Genomic DNA, 18,041 nt, shown 5'->3' on the forward strand with positions numbered 1-18,041 from the left:
CCGAACCCCCGTTGGCCCGCCCGACGGGCTCGGGCTACCCTGGATCGCGACCGTGACCCCCTGCCGGTATCTCCCGGCTCCCGCCAGGCGGGTTCGGTTCGTTGTCCAGATCGGTTGTCGGTGGCGCCCCCGGTGCCTGCCGGCCCGACCCGCACGTTGCATCGAAAGGCTGTCGTATGGGCTCGGTGGTCAAGAAGCGCCGCAAGCGCATGGCTAAGAAGAAGCACCGCAAGCTGCTGCGCAAGACCCGCGTCCAGCGTCGCCGTCTCGGCAAGTGACCCGCGCCGGGCTGCCGCCCGGCCGTTTCACCTGCCTTTCAGTCGACCCTCGGAGGACCCGGTCATGAGGTCACGGCGGTCCCGATTTTCGTCGGGTCTGCCGGTGGGGTGCGCAAAATGACCCCCGGTGGCACGTCACGTGCGCCGGGGGTCGTTGTTGTCACCGGCATCAGCCGCTACCTCGGGGCGCAGGTCGCCGCCCGCCTCGCCGCCGAGCCCGGCATCGACCGGGTCGTCGGCCTCGACCCGGCCGACCCGCCGCCGGAGCTGGCGGCGATGCTCGACGGCGTCGAACACATCCGCGCCGGGTTCGACACCGCCGTGACCCTGCTGCCCAGCCTCGACGCCGACACGCTCGTGCACCTGGCCCTGGTCAGCACCCCCGAACAGGGCGGCCGGCAGGCGATGAAGGACCAGAACGTCATCGGCACGATGCAGCTGCTCGCCGCCGCCCAGCAGACGCCCCGGTTGCAGCGGCTCATCGTCCGTTCCTCCACCGCGGCGTACGGCGCCTCCTTCCGCGACCCGGCGGTCTTCACCGAGGAGACCGAACCGCGGGAAGTGCCCCGCGGCGGCTTCGGCCGCGACATCCTCGACATCGAGGGGTATGTGCGCGGCTTCCGCCGGCGCCGCCCCGACACCACCGTCACTGTGCTGCGCTTCGCCCCGTTCATCGGGTCCACCGCCGACACCACCATCACCCGCTACTTCGCCCAGCCGGTGCTCCCCACCGTGCTCGGCCGCGACCCGCGGCTGCAGTTCGTGCACGTCGACGACGCACTGACGGTGCTGCACCGCTCCATCGTCGAGGAGCACCCGGGGACGTACAACGTCGCCGGCGCCGGGGTGCTCATGCTCTCGCAGGCGATCCGGCGCGCCGGCCGGCTCGCGGTGCCCGTACTCGAAACCGGGCTGCCCGGTCGCGGCGGCCTGGCCCGGCCCTTCGGCGTCGACGAGTACGGCCTCGACCAGCTCGACCTCTTCGTGCACGGCCGGGTCGTCGACACCAGCCGGCTCATCGCCGAGTACGGCTTCACGCCCCGCAGCACCGCCGCCGCCTTCGACGACTTCATCAGCGCCGGACGCGGCCGGCGGATCTACCGGCGTGAGCAGCTGCTCGCCGCCGAGCAGGCGATCCTCGACGGCATCCGCCGGGTCCGCGCCGGACGGGAGATTTCGTGAGCGCCGAGCACCCCCGCAACGGCGCGGGCTCCCCGACGTCCCAGGGCCGCCGCTTCGAGGTGCCCAAGCAGGACCAGCCGGTGGCCTCGGCCAACGGGCACCGGCCCGCCGTCGCCGACCAGCCCGGCGACGTCTGGGATCAGCGGGTCGCCTCCGGCCTGGCGTTCCTGCGCCGGCGGCTCGCCGGGGACTACGACGTTGACGAGTTCGGCTTCGACCCCGAGCTGACCGACACCCTCATCTTCCCGATGCTGCGCCTGCTCTACCGGGACTGGTTCCGCACCGAGGTCTCCGGACTTGAACACCTGCCGCGCGACGACGCGGGCCTGGTGGTGGGCAACCACGCCGGCACCATCGCCCTCGACGCGATGGTCCTCGCCGCGGTCCTGCACGACCGGCACCCGACCAACCGCCACCTGCGGCTGCTCGGCGCGGACCTGGTCTTCCGGATGCCCTTCGTCTCCGAGATCGCCCGCAAGACCGGCGGCACCGTCGCCTGCAACGCCGACGCCGAACGGCTGCTGCGCGGCGGCGAACTGGTGGGCGTCTTCCCGGAAGGCTTCAAGGGCGTCGGCAAGCCCTACTCGGAGCGCTACAAACTGCAGCGCTTCGGCCGGGGCGGGTTCGTCGCGGCGGCGCTGCGCACCGGCACCCCGATCGTGCCGGTGGCGATCGTCGGATCCGAGGAGATCTATCCGCTGATCGGCGACATCGAGCCGCTGGCCCGGCTGCTCAAGACGCCGTACTTCCCGGTCACCCCGACCTTCCCGTGGCTCGGGCCGCTCGGCGCGGTCCCGCTGCCCAGCAAGTGGCTCATCGAGTTCTGCCCGCCGATCCCGACCGCGCACCTCAGCGACGCCGTCGACGACCCGATGGTGGTCTTCAACCTCGCCGACCAGGTGCGCGACACCATCCAGCAGCGCGTCAACGAGCTGCTGAAACGCCGCCCGGACCCGTTCGGCCCCTGAGCCCGCCGGACGACCCGTTCGGCCCCTCCAGCCGGCCGGGGTCGCGGATCAGTCCAGGTCCCGCAGGTCCAGCAGATGCCACCGGTCCGGGTCGCCGCGCTCGTCGCTGGTCGACCACCAGAGCGTGCCGCCCCGGACCGTCGCGCCCCGCACCCCCTGCGCCACCACCGCCGTACGGCCGGAGGTGATGTCGTGCAGCAGCAGCTCGCGGCCGTCGGCGGCGATCCGTTCGGCGTCGGCCAGCAGCAGCGGCACGAAGCGATCGAGTGCGATGACGTCCGGGCCGATCGCCTCGGTCTGCGGTCCGGCGATGCGGCGCCGGTCGCTGCCGTCGGTGCGCATCAGCTCCGTGGCGGTGGGTGCGGCGTCGGCGTGCACCAGCACCCGGCACCAGCGCGCGCCGCAGGTGGCGAGTTCGTCGGCGGTCACCGGCACCCGGACCGTCCCGCCGGTGACGGAGTCGCGCAGCACCGGCGCGTCGATGGCGGTGTCGCCGGCGGGGACCAGCCACGGCCAGGTCGTCCGGCGCCAGTGGCCCGCCGCGGTACGCACCTCGACCTCGCCCCCGGAAAGCGGCACCGACCGCAGTTCGGTGCCGGCCGCGGCGGCCGCCACCCAGTGCAGCCGGCCGTCGTGGATCACCAGGTCGTGTTCGGAGCCGGCCGGGGTGAACGCGCCGGTGTCGGCGGTGAGCAGCCGGGGCGTACCGCCGAGCGTCAACGCCCAGATCTCGTGGCGGACCCGGCCGGCGGGATCGGTCGTCGACTCCGCCCAGGCCACCTCCGCGCCGTCGCGGGTGAAGCCGCTGTAGCCGGGGGAGCGGTCCACGGGCAGCCGGCGCAGCTGCCGCACCTCGCCGTCGGCGTGGCGCAGCACCAGCCGCTGGTGGGTGCCGTCCGGGTCGGGGGAGGTGCCGAGGGTGTCGCCGCCGTCGAGGACGTACTCCAGCCGGTAGGCGGGACCGCCGGCGAGGTCGGCGGGGAAGGTGACGGGCGCCGCCTGCGGCCAGAGGTCGGCGAGCGGGACGCTGGTGGCGGCTTCGCTGCCGTCGGGTCCGGAACGCAGGAGCGCGACGGTCCCCGCGCCGATCAGCAGCACGGCGGCCAGGGCGGCGACGAGCCAACGCGCCGGGCGCGCCGGGGCGCGGCCGGTCACTTGCTCAGACGCCGCCGGCGAGCGGCGAGGCCGGCGGTGACGGCCCCGGCGACGATCCCGGCCGCGGCGGTCGACGGCACGGCGATCTTGACGGCTTTGCGGCCGGTGCGGAAGTCCCGCACCTCCCAGCCACGCTGCCGGGCCTCGCGCAGGAGCACGCTGTCGGGATTGACGGCGACGGCCCGCCCGACGGCGGTGAGCATCGGCATGTCGTTGGCCGAGTCGCTGTAGGCGACGCAGTGGGCGAGGTCGAGCCCTTCGGCGCCGGCGAGCCCGACGACCGCCTCGGCCTTGGCCGGGCCGTGCATCAGGTCGCCCACCAGTCGTCCGGTGTACGCGCCGTCGACGATCTCGGCGACCGTGCCGATGGCGCCGGTGAGCCCCAGCCGGGCGGCGATGACCCGGCCGATCTCCACCGGGGCGGCGCTGACCAGCCAGACCCGGGTGCCGGCCTCGAGGTGCTGCTGGGCCAGGGCGCGGGTGCCGGCCCAGATCCTCGGCTCCATCAGCTCGTCGAAGATCTCCTCGGCGAGCCGTTGGACGTCGGCGACCTTCCAGCCGGCCACGAAGGCGAGCGCGGCCTCCTTCGCCTCGGACATGTCCGTGGCGTTCTCCTTGGCGGAGAGGCGGAACCGCAGCTGACGCCAGGCGAAGCGGGCGAGGTCGGTGGTGGTGAAGTACTTGCGGCTGGCGAGGCCGCGGGCGAACCAGTAGATCGAGGCGCCCTGCATCATCGTGTTGTCGATGTCGAAGAAGGCGGCCGAGGTCGGATCCGGCGCTACCGGGGTGGTCGGGGCGAGCTCGGCGGCCGCCCAGCCGGGAACATGACTGTCGGGGTCGATGCCGACGGTCACCTTCTTCGTGCGAGCTGCCACGCACGTCCTCCCTGCGGTTCGGCTGAGCTGGTTGCCTGCCTCAGGCGAGACTATCCGTCGCGCTCGCGCCGTCGGCCGCACTGCCGGGATGTGGTCGCCCTGAGCAGGGCGTGGCGGCGGGGGGAGTAAGCGACATCACGTCGCAGTGGTGTCGGAGAGCCGTTCGGGAAGCAGCGGACGGGATCAGTCGCCGGGGCGGTCGGCCGCCGGCTTGTCGCGCTCCGTGCCGGTCTCCGGGCGGACCTCGACGCCGGTCTGCGCGGGCGCGTCGGCGGGCTCGCCGGTGGCCCGCGGCGCGTCCGGCGCGTCCTGGGCGGGCTGGGTCTCCTGGGCGGTGCGCACCGTCGCCGGGCAGCGGCCCGGCCGCGGGCCGAGGCTGTCGGCGCGGCCCGGCTCGGCGTCGCAGGCGACCGCCGTACGCATGTCCTCGGAGCGGTCGGCGACCGTGTCGATCAGGGCGAGCGAGGTGCGGATGCGGCCCTGCAGGGTGCCGGTGGCGGAATCCGCCAGCTGCTCGACGGTGGGGCGCTGGCCGGTCACGAAGAGGTCGATCAGGTCGAGGGCCGCCTCGTCCTGCCGGTGCACCGACGCCGAGGTCAGCAGCCGTACGCCCTCACGGGTCTCCTTGTCCATCTCGTCGAGGACGGCCAGGAGGCCGTTGACGTCGTCGCCGAGCACCTCCGCCTCGCCGAGACGGGTGCGGGCGAAGTCCAGGAAGAGCTGGCCTCGGCTCAGGTCGGAGCTGGCGAGCGCGAGCTGGGCGCGTTCGGTGGAGCGTTTCACCTGGTACAGGGTGTCGCCGGGCATCGCGTTCTCGCTCGCCGCCGACATCCCGCTCACGGTGATGGCGCCGGCGGCGATCCCGATCAGGATGGCGCCGCGGGCACGTACCCGGCGTCGGGTGACGGCGACGGCGTCGGCCGTACGGCGTGGGGCCGGGATGGCCGGGCGGGCGGTGACCGGCGCGACGGCCGGGGTGTGGTCGCCGACGCCCTCGCGTTCGGCGGCGGCCATCAGCATCGCCCGCAGGTCACTGCGGAAGCGCGGGTCGATCCCGGCGTCGGACTCTTCGGCGCCGGCGGTGCGGACCTGCCGGCCGAGTTCGACCAGTGTGGACAGCTGCTCGTCGTCACGGGTCCGCAGGCGGTGGCGGCGGCCGCCGTTGGCCTCGTCGAGAAGCTGCGCGAAGCGCTCGGCGCGGCGGCGGAAAAGGGAGAAGAAGTTCACCGGCGAACACCTCCTCTCCTGAAACAGCCCGATCGGCGCTTCCGGTCACAGCGGGCGCGGCGCCTGACGTCGCTCGCACTTCGTCAAACGCCGCAGAGCGGGGCGGAGTTACGGCGCGAGCAGGGCCTCTCCGGCAGGTCGCCGAGGTACGGCGGCGTGTCGCCACATGGCGGTGACCCGGATCACGATCGGAAACCGTCGGGGAGCAGCCGTGCCAACGCCCGGACGGCGCGGTACTGGAGGGCTTTGATCGCACCCTCGTTCTTGCCCATGGCGCGCGCGGTCTCGGCGACGGAGAAGCCCTGCAGGAACCGGAGCACGATGCACTCCTGCTGTTCCGGGTTGAGCTCCTTGACGGCGCTGAGCAGGGCGACGTTGGTGATGTGCTCCACCACCGCCAGCTCCGGGCTGCCCTCGGGGCCGCGGTCCTCGCGGTCGGCGTCCAGGACGTCGCCGGTGGTGACCTCGAGCCGGTACCGGCCGGACTTGAAGTGGTCGGCGATGAGGTTGCGGGCGATGGTCACCAGCCAGGCGCCGAGGTCGCGGCCCTGCCAGGTGAAGCTGCCGATGCGCTTGAGCGCCCGCAGGAAGGTGTCTGAGGTCAGGTCCTCGGCGAGCTGGCGGTTGCCGACGCGGAAGTAGATGAAGCGGAAGACGGTGTCGACGTAGCGGTCGTAGAGCTGCCCGAAGGCCTCGGCCTCACCGGCCTGCGCCCGCTCGACCAGGCCCCAGACCTCGGTCGCCGGGCGGTCGGAGGGGTCGGGGCGGCTGGGCGCGGCAGCGGGCGCCGCCGGGTCGGGTGCGACGGCGGGGATGACGGCGGTGGTGTCGGCGGGGACGGCGGGGATCACCGCGGTGGTGTCGGCGGTGATCGCCGGCAGCAGTGCCGTGCTGTCGGCGGCGCCGGGCGACGGTGGCGCCGTGGCCTCGGTGACGACGGGGATCAGGGCCGTCTCGCACTCCGTGGTCTCCGCCGGTGCCGGGCCGGCCGGCGTCCGCCCGTCGGCGGGGCGTCCCTGGGTGGGCATCACCGGCCGGGCGGGTGCGGTGACCAGGGCGCTCGTACGGCTGTTGGCGCCGGGGGTGGCCGGGCGGGCCGGCGGTTCGTTGCGGCGGGATCGGCTGCGTGCCCGCGGCGCGGCCTCCTCCCCGCGTACGCCGAGGTTGGACAGCTCCTCCACCGAGCTGCGCAGCAGCGCGACCCCTTCCTGCAGGGCGCGTGGCGCGGGGGCGGGCTGTTGTCCGGGCCGGTCGGCGAATCCGAAGGTGGTCACCGGGCGACCTCCACTGTCGCCACCGTCCGCGCGGTGCGCGGAGGGGGTGCCGCGGGTCTGGACCCGCGGTACGCGATGATGTCGGCCGGAGTCCGGCAGACATCCTTGAGGTGCTGATCCGGTGCGATTACTGGCACAGCGGCCTCCTCGGGGCGAGGGGTGTCGACTCACGGCAAAACGGGCGAGTCGACCCGAGTGATATTAGGGCCAACGTCACCCAGATGTGCTAAGTCCGTCACACAGAGCGCAAGTATTCACTGCCGCGTCGCACCGGTGCCGCACACTTTGTCCGTCGTCCGACGGCGGATCGAAGGGCGTTTTTCGTGAAGTTCCTTTCCGGGTGCCCCTGCTCCGGCGCGCCGGGCGCGACGGCAGACTGGTCGTGCTAACGACCCACCGGAGGAGAACCGATGAGCGCCGCCTCGTCCCGCCTGACCCTGATCACCCGGCCCGGTTGCCACCTCTGCGAGACGGCCCGCGAGGCGATCGCCCGGGTGGCCGCCGTCGCCGGTGAGGAATGGACCGAACTCGACGTCACCGAGGACCTGGAGTGGGAGCGCGAGTACGGCGACCGGGTGCCGGTGGTGCTGCTCGACGGCAAGGAGCACGGCTACTGGCGGGTGGAGGAGGAGCGGCTGCTGCGCGACCTGAGCGCGCCACGCAGCTGATCATCGGCGGCGCCGGATTGGACGGGGCGCGTGTGCCGGCGAGTAGAGTTCACTGATGACTCCGGCACGCAATCACCTGGTCTGGGACTGGAACGGCACCCTCCTCGACGACCTGCAGTTGATGGTCGACGCGACGAATGCCGCCTTCGCCAGCGTCGGTGGTCCCCGGATCTCCGCTGATCAGCACCGGACCCTTTTCCGGCGGCCGATCATCGACTACTACACCGAGGTCCTCGGCCGGTCGATCGACGACGAGGCGTTCGCCCGCTGCGACCGGATCTTCCATGACGCCTACCGCGACGGACTGACCGTCTGCGGTCTGGCCGCCGATGCCACCACCGCGATGCGTTCGTGGCAGGGCACCCAGTCACTGCTCTCCATGTGGTTCCACGACGAGCTGGTGCCGACCGTGCAGACCTTCGGCCTGAGCGGGCACTTCCGCCGCGTCGACGGGCTGCGCGAGACCATCGGAGGCGGGCCGAAGGCCGGTCACCTGGCCCGGCACCTGACCGAGCTGGCGGTGCCCGGGGGCTCGGTGGTGTTGATCGGGGACTCGATCGACGACGCGCTCGCCGCCGACGCGGTCGGTGCGCGCTGCGTGCTCTACGCCGGCGGGGTCACCCATCCGGACCGGCTGCGGGATTCCGGCTGGCCGGTTGCGGATTCGCTGACCGAGGCGGTCCAGCTGGCCTCGACCCTGGACTGAGCGCCGGGCGGATGGTCCCCGCCGTCGCTTTTCCGCTCCGCCGGACGGTTTTCCCGGCGTGGTCCGGCCGGTGGGTGTGAGCAAGGCTACGGTGGCGATTAGCGATGGAAGTCGGAATTGAGCAATAATCGCCGAGCGGTTCCGGTGGGAACCGCTTTACCGATCATGGGGAATGGAGAGCCTGGTGAATGCATGTCGCGGTCTAACAAGATCGCGATTTGTGCACGTCTTCACAAGCGCATACTCTGTAACTCCGACGAGCCCTGCTGGCACAGCCGGTCACCGCGGCAGCCGGCGGGAGTCCCTAATTGATCCGCCGCTCTGGCAGATCGAGGAACGCACCGCACGGAGTCTCATGAGTCAGCATCGTCACCCGGGCGCGTCCGGACGCGCCGGTGCCGTACCGGCGCTCCCGGATCTGCCGGAGGCGACCGTGGCCCGGCTCCCAGAATATCTGCGTGCGCTGCATCACCTCGCAGAGGCCGGACACGAAACCACCTCCAGCGAGGGGCTCGCCGCCGTGGCCGGAGTCAACTCCGCCAAGTTGCGCAAGGACCTCTCCCACCTCGGCTCGTACGGCACCCGCGGCGTCGGATACGACATCGCCCTGCTGGTCGAGCAGATCGAGTTCGTGCTCGGCCTGACCCAGCGGCGCGGCGTGGCGCTGGTCGGGATCGGCAACCTCGGGCACGCGCTCGCCGGGTACGCCGGTTTCGCCAGCCGTGGTTTCCGCATCACCGCCCTCTTCGACGCCGATCCCGAGCTGATCGGCGAGGAGATCAACGGTCTGGTCGTCCAGCCGATCACCGAGCTGCCGGCTGCCGCCGCCTCCGGGTCGATCGCCATCGGCGTGATCGCCACTCCCGCCGCCGCCGCGCAGCAGGTGGCGGATCTGCTGGTCTCCGCCGGAGTGACCAGCATCCTGAACTTCGCCCCGTGCGTGCTCGTGGTGCCCGAGGGGGTCGACGTACGCAAGGTGGATCTCGCCATCGAGCTGCAGATCCTCTCCTTCCACGAACACCGCAAGTCCACCCTGACCGGTATCCCCGGTGCAGGTCGCAACGCCCTCACCGCGTTCCCCGGCCCCCTGGGTGGCGGCGGTGCCCAGGAGGCGGTCGGCACGTGAACCTGCTCGTCGTCGGTGCGTCCTACCGCACCGCTCCGGTCTCCACTCTGGAGCGGCTGGCGGTTGCCGCCACCGACCTTCCTGATGTCCTGGCCCGGCTCGTGGCCCAGCCCTATGTCAACGAGGCGGTCGTCGTCTCCACCTGCAACCGGGTGGAGGTCTACGCCGCGGTCTCCGGCTTCCACGGCGGCCTCGGCGACGTCTGCGCGATCCTGGCCCAACACGCCGGGATCGCCCCCAACTCCCTGGCCGGCAACCTCTACGTGCACTACGAGCGCGCGGCGGTCGAGCACGTCTTCCGGGTCGCCGCCGGGCTGGATTCGATGGTGGTGGGCGAGGCGCAGATCCTCGGCCAGCTCCGTGACGCCTACCACGGTGCCGGTGAGGCCGACACGGCCGGACGGCTGCTGCACGAGCTGATGCAGCAGGCGCTGCGGGTCGGCAAGCGGGCGCACGCCGAGACCGGCATCGACAGTGCCGGGCGCAGTGTCGTCACCGCCGCCCTCGACCTGGCCGCCGCACAGCTCGGTGACGACCTGGCCGGGCGTCCCGCCCTGGTCATCGGTGCCGGCGCGATGGGCGCGCTCTCGGTCGCCACCCTCGCCCGGCGTGGCGCGGGCCCGCTCGCGGTGACCAACCGCAGCCCGCAACGCGCGGTGCGGCTGGCCGAGTCGTACGGCGCGGAGGCGGTCGCCGTCGAGCGACTCACCGAGGTGCTGTCCACTGTGGACATCGTAGTGGCCGCCACCGCCTCCACGGAAGCGGTCCTCACCCGCGAGGTGGTCTCGGCCGCGCTCGCCGTTCGCGGCCCCGCCCGCGGCCGGTTGGTCCTGCTCGACCTCGCCGTGCCCCGCGACATCGAGCCGGAGGTGGCGCAGCTGCCCGGCGTCGAGGTCATCGACATCGAACGCCTCGGCGAGGCGATCGCCGACAGCTCCGTCACCGCCGACGCCGCCGCGGTCGCCGGCATCGTCGACGGCGAGGTCGACTCCTTCCTCGCCTGGATGCGCGGCGCGGACGTCGGGCCGACAGTCGCCGCCCTGCGCTCACGCGCCGACGACGTCGTCACCACCGAACTGCGGCGCCTCGCCCAGCGCCGGTCCGAGTTCACCGACGACCAGCGCGCCGACATCGCGCGTACCGTGCACCGCATCGTGCAGCGCCTGCTGCACCAGCCCACCGTGCGGGTACGCCAACTCGCCGCCGAACCCGGCGGCGACCAGTACGCCGCACTGCTGCGCGAGCTCTTCGACCTCGACGTCCAGCAGAGCGCGCCGGTCGACGGCGTACCCGATCTCTCCGCCGTCCCACCTGCCACCGGAGCCGCCCGATGACCGCCGCACTACGCCTCGGCACCCGGGGCAGCGCCCTGGCGATGGCGCAGTCCCAGCAGTTCGCCGACTCGCTCACGGCCGCAACCGGCCGCGCCGTCGAGCTGGTGCCGATCGTCACCGCCGGTGACCGCTCGAGCGAACCCGTGGCCCGTCTGGGCGTGGGCGTCTTCGTCTCCGCCCTGCGCGACGCGCTGATCGACGGGCAGATCGACTTCGCCGTGCACTCCTACAAGGACCTGCCCACCGCCGGTGACGCCCGGCTGCACATCGCCGCCGTGCCGGTGCGGGAGGACCCGCGTGACGCGCTGATCTCCCGCGACGGCCGCACCCTGGCGGAGCTGCCCCCCGGCTCCAGGATCGGCACCGGGGCGCTGCGCCGCATCGCCCAGCTGCACGCCCTCGGACTCCAGCTGGAGGTGGCCCCGATCCGGGGCAACGTCGACACCCGGCTGGCACGGGTCCGCGGACCCGAGGCCGACCTCGACGCGATCATCCTGGCCCGCGCCGGGCTGAGCCGCCTCGGACGCCTCGACGAGATCACCGAGACGCTCGACCCGATGCTGATGCTGCCGGCCCCCGCCCAGGGCGCGCTGGCCATCGAGTGCCGGGCCGACGACTCCGAGACGGCCGAGCTGCTCGCGCTGCTCGACCACCCGCCGACCCGAGCCGCGGTCACCGCGGAACGGGCGCTGATGGCCACGCTGGAAGCCGGCTGCAGCGCTCCCGTCGCGGCGTTCGCGGTCCTCGCCGAGGGCGAACCGACCGAATCCGGCGACAGCACAGAAGAGATCTACCTGCGCGGGGCGGTGATCAGCCCGGACGGCTCCAGCGACCTCCGGCGGTCGCGCACCGGTACGCCCGCCGAAGCGGCGGAGATCGGCAAGGCACTCGCCGCCGAACTCCTCGACCTCGGCGCCGACTCGATCCTCGGTCAGCCTGCACGACACTCAGATCCGGGGACCCAGGAAATTGGGAGCACAGAATGACCCGCACCCGTAAGCCCGTAGGCCGCATCGCGTTCGTCGGGGCGGGCCCCGGCGACCCCGGTCTGCTGACCCGCCGGGCGCACGATGCCCTCACCGACGCCGATCACGTGGTCTACGACCGCAGTGTCCCGGCCGCGCTGCTCGACGTGGTACGCGCCCAGGCCAAGCCGGAGGCCGAGTTCACCCCGGCCGAGGGCGCACCGGGAGACGTGGCCAAGGTGTTGATCTCCGCGGCCCGCTCCGGGCTGGCCGCCGTGCACCTGGTCGCCGGTGACCCGTTCGGTCACGAGTCGGTCGTCAAGGAGGTGCAGGCCGTCGCCCGTACCGCCGCCCAGTTCGAGGTCGTGCCGGGCGTGAGCCAGGCCGAGGGCGTGGCCACCTACGCGGGTGTGCCGCTGCCGGGCGTACGCACGGTCGCCGACGTCGAGGACGTCAACACGCTCGACTTCGACGCGCTCGCCGCCGCCGTCGGCCGCGGCGCGCTGTCGCTGGCCGTGGACGCCGGCGACCTCGCCGCCATCCGCGACGGGCTGCTCGCCGCCGGCGTCGACGGCGCCACCACCGTGGCCGTCACCGGCGACGGCACCGGCGAGACGCAGTACACCACCACCTCCACCGTCGACAGCTTCGTCGCGGCGGCGCTCGGCTTCACCGGCCGGGTCGTGCTCAGCCTCGGCGCGGCGGTCGCCGACCGGGACACCCTGAGCTGGTGGGAGAACCGGCCGCTCTACGGCTGGAAGGTCCTGGTGCCCCGCACCAAGGAGCAGGCCGGTGTGATGAGCGCCCGGCTGCGCGCCTACGGCGCCATCCCCTGTGAGGTGCCGACGATCGCGGTCGAGCCGCCGCGTACCCCGGCGCAGATGGAGCGGGCGGTCAAGGGCCTGGTCGACGGGCGCTACGCCTGGGTCGTCTTCACCTCGGTCAACGCCGTGCGGGCGGTCTGGGAGAAGTTCGCCGAGCACGGCCTCGACGCCCGCCACTTCGGCGGCGTCAAGATCGCCTGCATCGGGGACGCCACCGCCGACGCGGTGCGCGCCTTCGGCATCCAGCCGGAGCTGGTCCCCAGCGGTGAGCAGTCCTCCGACGGGCTACTGGCCGAGTTCTCGCCGCACGACGAGATCCTCGACCCGGTCGGCCGGGTGCTGCTGCCCCGCGCCGACATCGCCACCGAGACCCTCGCCGCCGGCCTGACCGAGCGCGGCTGGGAGGTCGACGACGTGACCGCGTACCGGACCGTGCGGGCGGCGCCGCCGCCGGCCGAGATCCGCGACGCGATCAAGTCGGGCGGCTTCGACGCGGTGCTCTTCACCTCCTCCTCGACCGTGCGCAACCTCGTCGGCATCGCCGGCAAGCCGCACGCCCGTACCGTGGTGGCGGTGATCGGCCCCAAGACCGCCGAGACGGCGACCGAGTTCGGGCTGCGGGTCGACGTGCAGCCTCCGCACGCCGCCGTGCCGGACCTCGTCGAGGCGCTCGCCGCGTACGCCGTCGAACTCCGCGAGAAGCTGGCGGCCATGCCGGCCAAGCAGCGTCGCGGTTCCAAGGTGCAGGGGCCGACCGCGCTACGGTTCCGGTAGTCCCCCAGGAGGTCGCCATGTCGTACCCGCGGATCCGTCCCCGCCGCCTGCGCCGTACCCCGGCGCTGCGGCGGCTGGTCGCCGAGACCCGGCTCGACCCGGCGGAGCTGATCCTGCCGATGTTCGTCCGGGAGGGGCTGACCGAGCCACGGCCGATCAGCTCCCTTCCGGGCGTCGTCCAGCACTCCCGGGACTCGTTGCGCAAGGCCGCAGCCGAGGCGGTGCAGGCGGGCGTGGGTGGACTCATGCTCTTCGGGGTGCCGGCCGAGCGGGACGCCACCGGCTCCGGCGGCATCGACCCGGCCGGCATCCTCAACACCGCCATCCGGGACGTCGTCGCCGAGGTCGGTGACGCGACGGTGGTGATGAGTGACCTCTGCCTGGACGAGTTCACCTCGCACGGCCACTGCGGGCTGCTCACCCCCGCCGGTGACGTGGAGAACGACGCCACCCTGCGCGCCTACGCCGAGATGGCGCTCGCCCAGGCCACCGCCGGGGTCCACGTGGTCGGGCCGTCCGGGATGATGGACGGCCAGGTCGCCGCCGTACGCGAGGCGCTGGACGTCGCCGGCTTCACCGACGTGTCGATCCTCGCCTACGCCGCGAAGTACGCCTCCGCCTTCTACGGGCCGTTCCGGGAAGCGGTGGAGTCGGCGCTGGACGGCGACCGGCGCACCTACCAGCAGGACCCGGCGAACCTGCGGGAGTCGCTGCGCGAGGTCGCCCTGGACGTCGCCGAGGGCGCGGACATGGTGATGGTCAAGCCGGCGCTGCCGTACCTGGACGTGCTCGCCGCGGTCCGCGCGGCCGTGGACGTCCCGGTCGCGGCCTACCAGGTCTCCGGCGAGTACGCGATGGTCGAGGCCGCCGCGGCCAACGGCTGGATCGACCGCGAGCGGGTGATGTTGGAGACCCTGACTTCGATCCGGCGGGCCGGCGCCCAGATGATCCTCACCTACTGGGCCGTCGAGGCCGCCGACCTGCTGCGCCGAACGGGCTGATCGTCCCGCTTCGTCTCCCGTCACCCCACCACAACGGACAGACCCGTTACTCTCCCGGGGGATTGATCTAGTGGGGAGTGTGTCGTGGCGCGTCGAGGTCTGAAGTTGATGGCGGCCGGGGCCCTGGCGGCGCTCCTGACGGCCGGGTGCGCGCCGCCGGGCGTCGACGGGGACCTGGTCGACGACTGGCCCGTCGTCGCGGAGCCGCAGAGCTGGTCACCGGTGGCAGGGGAATGTCACCCCGCCGCCTACTGGGGCGAGAACAGCCTGGCCAAGTACACGCCGGTCAGCTGCGACGAGTCACACAGCTGGGAGACCTTCCACGTGGGCACCCTGCCCGCCGAGCGGGTGACCCTGCCGCCGGCGGGCGGCGTGGACCGGGCAGCCGTCTTCAAGGAGTGCTCGGCCGAGGCGGACAAGTTCCTCGGTGGCGACTGGCGCGACGCCCGGCTGTCGCTGCAGGTTCTCTATCCGACCAAGGAGGCATGGTCGGGTGGGGCCCGCTGGTTCCGCTGCGAACTCGCCAACATCGACATCGAGTTTCCGGTGAACCGGCGGGAGAGCCTGCGGGACTCGCTGGCCGGGTCGGCGCCGGCGCTGGCCCGCGGTTGTTACACCCGCGAGGGCGACAACTTCGAGCCGATCGCCTGCGACAAACCGCATAATTACGAGTACGTCGGCACGTGGTTCGCCGAGCCGTCGATGGAGTACGCGGACCTGCTGCGCCGCGCCAGCCGGATCCACCGGGAGTGCCGTTCGCTGGTGGCGAAGTTCGCGAAGGTCCCCGATGACGCCGCGATCAATGCCCGCACCGGCACTCAGCTTCTCCTGCCGGGCAGGCAGGAATGGGACGAAGGCGACCGGGGAGTGGGCTGCATGCTCTTCCTGAGCCGTACGTTGCACCGCTCGATGAAGGACGCCGGCACCAAGGGGCTCCCGATCAACTACCGCTGAGCCGGCAACGACCGGGCCCGCCGTCGGCTGTGGAACGGCGGCCCGGTCGTCGGACATCCCGGCCCCGCACCACAGCGGAGCGACCCGCTACCCTCCCCGGGGCATTGATCTAGGTGGGGAGTGTGACGTGGCACGTCGAGGTCTGAGGTTGACAGCGGTCGGAGCCCTGGCGGTGCTCCTGATCGCCGGCTGTGCGCCGCCGGGGACCGACGGCGACCTGGTCGACGACTGGCCGGCCATGGCACAGCCGCAGGTGTGGTCACCGGTGGAAGGTGACTGCCACGGTCCCAGCGGCTACGTCATCCGCCATGATCTGGGTGGCTACAAGCCGGTGAGCTGCACCGACGCCCACCAATGGGAGACCTTCCGGGTCGCTGCCTTCACCGGTGAGCGGGCGGAGCGGAAGAGCCCGCCGCCGGCGGGTGGGGTGGACCGCCGGGCCACTTTCGACGAGTGCTCGGCGGAGGCCGACAAATTTGTCGGCGGAAGCTGGCGCGACGGCCGGCTGGGGCTGCGGGTTCTCTATCCCACCGCGCAGGCCTGGTCCCACGGTGCGCGCTGGTTCCGCTGCGAACTCGCCCAGGTCGACACGATCTATCCGGTCGATCGCAAGGAGAGCCTGCGGGACGCGCTGACCGGCGCGGCGCCGCTCGCGCGCGGCTGCTACCGCACCGACGTGGAGTTCGACAAGGTGCCGGTCGCCTGCGACAAAGCGCACCAGTACGAGTACGTCGGCACCTGGTTGGCCCCGAACGGGGACTGGGCCGAGTTCGCCGCCCGGGAAAAGATGATCCACAAGCGCTGTCTCTCGCTGGTGGCGAAGTTCGCCGGTCTCCGCGACGACAGCACGATGCCTTACCGGAGCGGGACCAGCTACGCGCTTCCCGACCGGTCGCAGTGGGAAGAAGGCGACCGCGGGGTGGTCTGCCATCTGTGGCTGGACCGCAAGCTCACCCGATCCCTCAAGGGCGCCGGCGCCAAGGGCCTGCCGATGAACTGACGGCCGCGCCGGTCACCGACGTGCGACGGCCCGCCGGTCAGCGGTGACCGGCGGGCCGGACCCCGGACGGTGCGGCTAGTGCCGCACGCCTGGTGCCGCAGCGGTCTGGACCGTCAATCCCAGTACGCCGGTGTCCAGACGGCCACTGCGGTCCACCGTGAAACGCCAACGCTCCTGCCGGCTGGAGCCGAGGGCGACGGCGGCCCAGGCCGGCCGCGGCCGCGAGATCAGACCCTGCACCTGGTCCGCCTCCGCGGCGGTGGGGGCGGAGGCGAGGATCAGCACGCCGGGTCCGCTCGCCGGCTGATCCGGACCGTCAGCCTCGGTCAGCGCTTCGCTGGTGCCGTTGACCGAAACGATCCGCGAGTCAGTGTCGGCAGGTGTTGCGCGGAAGCCGCCCGTCACGACAGTGACCCCGTCGGACCAGGGGCTGCCGGCAAGCTCGGCCGCCCAGCCCAGGACCAGGAGCCGGGCGGCTGCCGTATCGCCGGTGACCGTGATCAACCCGTTCGCCTCGCCGAGGTCGACAAGCTCGCGCCGCCCGTCGTGGGTGCCGAGCGTGACCAGCCGCGGGAACGGCGCGTCGGTGCCGGGTTCCACCGGGAGCTGCTGCGTCATCCGCAGCGGCGCGCGCCAGGCCCGGCCGTTCTCCTCGGCCACCCACGGTTCGACTGGGCGCGGATCGGCGGTCGCCAGTCGGAGCATGATCTGTTCGTCGTCGAGGCTGACTCCGTGGATTCCGGGCACCGACCGGCCGGCCCGGGCGCAACTCGTGGCCAGCACCCGCAGTGCACGGTCGACCGTCCAGGCCGTCTCGGTGTCGAGGTGGCGGGCAGGAGTGGGCGCGGCGGCCCCGCGGCGCTGCCGCAGCCGCGCCAGGACGCCACCCTTGGCGGCGGCGTCGCCACCGCCGGCCGTTCCCGTGCTGCCGGCCCTGCCCGTGCTGCCCGTGCCACCGGCCCGGCCGGCATCCCGCGCCGTCGCCGGCCGGCTGGGCGCGCCGGCAGTGGCCGGTGCGGGCGTACGCCGCCGCCACCAGAGGCCGCCGACCGTGAGCAGCAGCACCACCATGGCGGCCAGCGCGATCGGCAGCACCGGCACGCCCGCGCCGCCGCGCTCGGCGGGAGCAGGCGCGGCGGCTTCCGCCGGGGGGGCCTCCGCCGGTGGCGCGGCGGTCGTCGGCGCCACCGCGGGCGCGGTCGGCAGTACGCCGAACTCGATTCCCTCACCCTTGGCGTCCGGCGGCAGCTGCAGGATCCAACCGGGCAGGATCGCCGCCGGGTTGGTCAACCGCTGTCCGTCCGGCTGGACCCGGCCCTTGTTCAGCTCGAAGATCTCCGGGTTGCGGTTCCCGTCGCCGAGGAACCGCTGGGCGATGGCGAAGAGGTACTCCTGCTCACCGTTGAAGCTCTGCTGGACGCGGTAGTACTTGACCGGTTCGTCGCTTAACGCACGCTGCGGCAGGACCGGCCCGGCGACGGCCGCGGTGGTCACCTGAGCGGCGGCCGGCGTTCCGGCCGGCACGGCCGTGGCGAGGACCGCGGCCAGCAGTCCCGTGCCGATCAGCGCAGCGGCAGCCGGCAGAGGTCGCCCCCGATCGGGTGTGATCATCCGAAAGCGGGCCGGCACAGTCCTGTGACGAGCGGTTCTGGCCATGTACGTCTTCCTTCGTGTCCAGCAGTGCGGGCCTGAGCGGAACCGGCCCGCCGGTCACGTGCTGACCGGCGGGC

Annotated in this window: 16 protein-coding genes and 1 pseudogene; 12 read left to right on the top strand and 5 right to left on the bottom strand. The window is 72.8% G+C overall.

The features are described 5' to 3' along the window. Window positions 1-176: 176 nt before the first annotated feature. From ACK8GG_RS12525 to ACK8GG_RS12535, 3 genes are all read left to right on the top strand, one after another. Complete coding sequence (locus ACK8GG_RS12525; RefSeq protein ID WP_007465623.1) at window positions 177-278, top strand: 30S ribosomal protein bS22; 102 nt, start codon at window positions 177-179, stop codon at window positions 276-278. A gap of 117 nt (window positions 279-395) precedes the next feature. Beyond that, window positions 396-1,460 (top strand): NAD-dependent epimerase/dehydratase family protein, encoded by a 1,065-nt coding sequence (locus ACK8GG_RS12530; RefSeq protein WP_440349477.1) that lies wholly within the window; start codon window positions 396-398, stop codon window positions 1,458-1,460. 80 nt (window positions 1,461-1,540) lie between these two features. Continuing rightward, window positions 1,541-2,428: a lysophospholipid acyltransferase family protein gene (locus ACK8GG_RS12535; RefSeq protein ID WP_440356425.1), complete on the top strand. Its 888-nt coding sequence runs from the start codon at window positions 1,541-1,543 to the stop codon at window positions 2,426-2,428. Between the two features lie 48 nt (window positions 2,429-2,476). Here ACK8GG_RS12535 and ACK8GG_RS12540 read toward each other — a convergent pair whose 3' ends face one another. The 4 genes and pseudogenes from ACK8GG_RS12540 to ACK8GG_RS12555 form a co-directional block, all read right to left on the bottom strand. Beyond that, the gene (locus ACK8GG_RS12540; protein ID WP_440356371.1) at window positions 2,477-3,583 is read right to left on the bottom strand and encodes a hypothetical protein; all 1,107 of its coding nucleotides are present in this window, start codon (window positions 3,581-3,583) and stop codon (window positions 2,477-2,479) included. Then, window positions 3,580-4,458, bottom strand: a complete 879-nt coding sequence (locus ACK8GG_RS12545; protein WP_440356372.1) for an HAD family hydrolase — start codon at window positions 4,456-4,458, stop codon at window positions 3,580-3,582. The genes ACK8GG_RS12540 and ACK8GG_RS12545 overlap by 4 nt, the downstream gene beginning before the upstream one ends. A 342-nt stretch (window positions 4,459-4,800) precedes the next feature. After that, window positions 4,801-5,685 (bottom strand): annotated as a pseudogene (locus tag ACK8GG_RS12550) (DUF5667 domain-containing protein); the annotation flags it as partial. A 182-nt stretch (window positions 5,686-5,867) separates the two neighbouring features. Next, window positions 5,868-6,959 carry an ECF subfamily RNA polymerase sigma factor, BldN family gene (locus tag ACK8GG_RS12555; RefSeq protein ID WP_440352455.1) on the bottom strand — a complete coding sequence of 364 codons (1,092 nt, stop codon included), beginning with the start codon at window positions 6,957-6,959 and terminating at the stop codon, window positions 5,868-5,870. 410 nt (window positions 6,960-7,369) lie between these two features. On the opposite strand from ACK8GG_RS12555, the gene ACK8GG_RS12560 reads away from it, so the two are divergent. The 9 genes from ACK8GG_RS12560 (at window position 7,370) to ACK8GG_RS12600 (ending at window position 16,311) form a co-directional block, all read left to right on the top strand. After that, on the top strand, window positions 7,370-7,627 hold the full coding sequence (locus tag ACK8GG_RS12560; protein WP_440352456.1) for a glutaredoxin family protein: 258 nt from the start codon (window positions 7,370-7,372) through the stop codon (window positions 7,625-7,627). 55 nt (window positions 7,628-7,682) lie between these two features. Beyond that, window positions 7,683-8,333, top strand: a complete 651-nt coding sequence (locus ACK8GG_RS12565; protein ID WP_440352457.1) for an HAD family hydrolase — start codon at window positions 7,683-7,685, stop codon at window positions 8,331-8,333. A gap of 355 nt (window positions 8,334-8,688) precedes the next feature. After that, the gene (locus ACK8GG_RS12570; RefSeq protein ID WP_440349483.1) at window positions 8,689-9,459 is read left to right on the top strand and encodes a redox-sensing transcriptional repressor Rex; all 771 of its coding nucleotides are present in this window, start codon (window positions 8,689-8,691) and stop codon (window positions 9,457-9,459) included. Further along, entirely contained in the window at window positions 9,456-10,793 is a 1,338-nt protein-coding gene (locus ACK8GG_RS12575) for a glutamyl-tRNA reductase (RefSeq protein WP_440349484.1), read from the top strand. Before ACK8GG_RS12570 ends, ACK8GG_RS12575 begins: the two co-directional genes overlap by 4 nt. After that, a complete protein-coding gene (hemC, locus tag ACK8GG_RS12580; protein ID WP_440352458.1) occupies window positions 10,790-11,779 on the top strand; it encodes a hydroxymethylbilane synthase in 990 nt (329 codons plus the stop codon). Before ACK8GG_RS12575 ends, hemC begins: the two co-directional genes overlap by 4 nt. Next, window positions 11,776-13,356, top strand: coding sequence for a bifunctional uroporphyrinogen-III C-methyltransferase/uroporphyrinogen-III synthase (locus tag ACK8GG_RS12585; protein WP_440349486.1), 1,581 nt, complete (start codon window positions 11,776-11,778; stop codon window positions 13,354-13,356). Before hemC ends, ACK8GG_RS12585 begins: the two co-directional genes overlap by 4 nt. A gap of 17 nt (window positions 13,357-13,373) precedes the next feature. Next, window positions 13,374-14,357: a porphobilinogen synthase gene (gene hemB, locus ACK8GG_RS12590; RefSeq protein WP_440349487.1), complete on the top strand. Its 984-nt coding sequence runs from the start codon at window positions 13,374-13,376 to the stop codon at window positions 14,355-14,357. A gap of 84 nt (window positions 14,358-14,441) precedes the next feature. Continuing rightward, window positions 14,442-15,311: a septum formation family protein gene (locus ACK8GG_RS12595; RefSeq protein ID WP_440349488.1), complete on the top strand. Its 870-nt coding sequence runs from the start codon at window positions 14,442-14,444 to the stop codon at window positions 15,309-15,311. A gap of 148 nt (window positions 15,312-15,459) precedes the next feature. Then, entirely contained in the window at window positions 15,460-16,311 is an 852-nt protein-coding gene (locus ACK8GG_RS12600; protein WP_440356373.1) for a septum formation family protein, read from the top strand. A gap of 75 nt (window positions 16,312-16,386) precedes the next feature. Here ACK8GG_RS12600 and ACK8GG_RS12605 read toward each other — a convergent pair whose 3' ends face one another. Continuing rightward, window positions 16,387-17,922, bottom strand: a complete 1,536-nt coding sequence (locus tag ACK8GG_RS12605; RefSeq protein ID WP_440356374.1) for a LysM peptidoglycan-binding domain-containing protein — start codon at window positions 17,920-17,922, stop codon at window positions 16,387-16,389. Between the last annotated feature and the right edge of the window lie 119 nt (window positions 17,923-18,041).

The sequence above is a fragment of the Melissospora conviva genome, from assembly GCF_049523535.1.
Lineage (GTDB): Bacteria > Actinomycetota > Actinomycetes > Mycobacteriales > Micromonosporaceae > Melissospora > Melissospora conviva.

Bases quoted from the DNA above. Each gene is read 5' to 3' on its own strand.
- hemC (WP_440352458.1), top strand. From the start codon at position 10,790: ATGACCGCCGCACTACGCCTCGGCACCCGGGGCAGCGCCCTGGCGATG.
- ACK8GG_RS12565 (WP_440352457.1), top strand. From the start codon at position 7,683: ATGACTCCGGCACGCAATCACCTGGTCTGGGACTGGAACGGCACCCTC.
- hemB (WP_440349487.1), top strand. From the start codon at position 13,374: ATGTCGTACCCGCGGATCCGTCCCCGCCGCCTGCGCCGTACCCCGGCG.
- ACK8GG_RS12530 (WP_440349477.1), top strand. From the start codon at position 396: ATGACCCCCGGTGGCACGTCACGTGCGCCGGGGGTCGTTGTTGTCACC.
- ACK8GG_RS12605 (WP_440356374.1), bottom strand. From the start codon at position 17,922: ATGATCACACCCGATCGGGGGCGACCTCTGCCGGCTGCCGCTGCGCTG.
- ACK8GG_RS12560 (WP_440352456.1), top strand. From the start codon at position 7,370: ATGAGCGCCGCCTCGTCCCGCCTGACCCTGATCACCCGGCCCGGTTGC.
- ACK8GG_RS12585 (WP_440349486.1), top strand. From the start codon at position 11,776: ATGACCCGCACCCGTAAGCCCGTAGGCCGCATCGCGTTCGTCGGGGCG.
- ACK8GG_RS12570 (WP_440349483.1), top strand. From the start codon at position 8,689: ATGAGTCAGCATCGTCACCCGGGCGCGTCCGGACGCGCCGGTGCCGTA.
- ACK8GG_RS12525 (WP_007465623.1), top strand. From the start codon at position 177: ATGGGCTCGGTGGTCAAGAAGCGCCGCAAGCGCATGGCTAAGAAGAAG.